Annotated in this window: 2 protein-coding genes and 1 pseudogene; 2 read left to right on the forward strand and 1 reads right to left on the reverse strand. The window is 41.8% G+C overall.

Features of this window, described 5'->3' with window-relative positions:
• Positions 1-911: cytochrome d ubiquinol oxidase subunit II (locus tag LU351_RS20340; RefSeq protein ID WP_232595918.1), on the forward strand; the 911-nt coding region annotated here is incomplete at its 5' end.
• Between the two features lie 12 nt (positions 912-923).
• Positions 924-1,022 (forward strand): annotated as a pseudogene (locus LU351_RS20345) (IS5-like element ISCARN107 family transposase); the annotation flags it as partial.
• An 11-nt stretch (positions 1,023-1,033) separates the two neighbouring features.
• Here LU351_RS20345 and LU351_RS20350 read toward each other — a convergent pair.
• A complete protein-coding gene (locus LU351_RS20350) occupies positions 1,034-1,423 on the reverse strand; it encodes an AgmX/PglI C-terminal domain-containing protein (protein WP_232595919.1) in 390 nt (129 codons plus the stop codon).
• Positions 1,424-1,917 lie beyond the last annotated feature (494 nt).

Here is a 1,917-nt window from a genome sequence, read left to right on the forward strand (position 1 = left end):
TTGGCATCCTACTTCCCCTCGGGCCAGAGCACAAAAAAGATCGGGATACTATGATCGCAAGTATTGGTCCTTTTTGGGATGCTAACGAAACTTGGCTAGTACTCGCGGTGGGTTTACTTTTAATTGCTTTCCCTAGCGCACACTCATTGGTATTAAAAGAACTCTATCTTCCTGCCACTATTATGTTGTTAGGATTAATTTTAAGAGGGGTTTCTTTTGATTTTCGAGCGAAAGCGAAAAGCCATTATCGTCACCACTGGCATAGCGCCTTTAAAATGGGATCACTCATCACGGCATTGGCTCAAGGTTACATGCTCGGTCAATACGTCATGGGTTTTGAGCAATCTTGGCAAGCAGAGGGCTTCGCTGTACTGAGCGCACTAGGCGTAACCGCCGCCTATAGTTTTATTGGTGGAGCCTGGCTTATCTTAAAATGCGAAGGCGAACTACAATATCGCGCTACTCAATGGACGCGGCTAGCAGGTGCTATTGCCGCAGTGGGTATTGCCTTAGTTTCTGTAGTGAACGTGAGTATCAGCCCAACCGTCTACCAAAAGTGGCTCGGTTTCCCTCAAGGATTACTCTTGATTCCTATGCCAATATTATGTGCAGGTCTATTTTTTGTGGTCGATCAATACCTTCGCCACGCCCCGCATAAAGAAGATTTTGGTTGTTGGATTCCCTTCACCGCCGCCATCACCATATTTTTTATTTGCTTCCAAGGGTTAGCTTACAGCTTTTACCCCTATGTTATCCCCGGCACACTTACCGTATGGGAAGCGGCCAGCGCGACTGAATCGTTACGCTTTATTCTAGTCGGCGCTCTAATTGCCGTGCCGGCAATTATGGGTTATACCGCTTTCTCTTACTGGGTATTTCGCGATAAAACTTCCGAGCTAAAATATTACTAACCTGATAGATTACATTCAGTGGTCGTGACCTCTACTAATGTTCATGACTCACAGGCAATAGATAATTTCTTGCATGGTAATGAGCAACGCATTTATGGGGATTCTGCTTACACAAGAAAATTTTATTCGGCAAAAAATACAAACATGTATTCTATTTCCGATGTTTTAACGTTTTGATCTCCAAATTCAATGGATTCTACATACCTCTTAAGTTGTATTTCCAGATCGTTATGGTTTAGTTGGGAGCTTACTATTTTTGCATTCCTCACCTTTCCGTGTGGTAAAATTTTGAATTCGAAAACTATTTTCCCTTCAATACTGGGGTTGGTTTTTCTTGCATTCAAATAAAGCTGCCATATGGATGCCTTATGATTGTCTATGGTATCACGTATGTGTTCATTTGACCTGTTTGGCAGCTCTGTTTGATAGGCTGAGCTGCAACCTGTAAGCAAAAAATAAAACACAACGTTAAAAAAAAAGCTTTTTTGTATATTGAAATTTGCCTTTTTCATTAAGGCACCTTTTTGCTATGGCTCAATTAAAGAGTAAAATTCTACTCCTTAATGATTTGTTACTCAAATGGTTTGCCTGATGAGGGTACTTTTTATGTCTTATAGCCAATAAAGTATCAATTTTATTTTTTAGACTGGAGGGAGGGGGGGGTAACCATCGTAAAGAATAGAAAGTGTTTAAGAAGCCAGCCAGGCAAAGTAAGCTGAAGTAATTTTTGAAAATGATAAAAGCCCTAAGTCGATTCAACAGGATTTATAAAACAAAAAACCCCGCCATAAAGGCGGGGAAAATTACTCACTTCTTACTACTTCTCACTCACTTCGTGTTGCTGACTTCCTATGACTAGATGGAAGTCAGCATTTCTCTCTACTTAAAAAGCGCTGGTTAATACATTCATGGGTGTAGCGTTGATGCTGTCAACAGCCGCTTCAGTTGCTCCGGCGGTGGTGTTTTCGCTGCGCTTGTAGCCCCACAGGGTGTCGAATAAGCCAGG

The sequence above is a fragment of the Marinibactrum halimedae genome (assembly GCF_021234875.1).
Classification (GTDB): Bacteria; Pseudomonadota; Gammaproteobacteria; order Pseudomonadales; family Cellvibrionaceae; genus Marinibactrum; species Marinibactrum halimedae.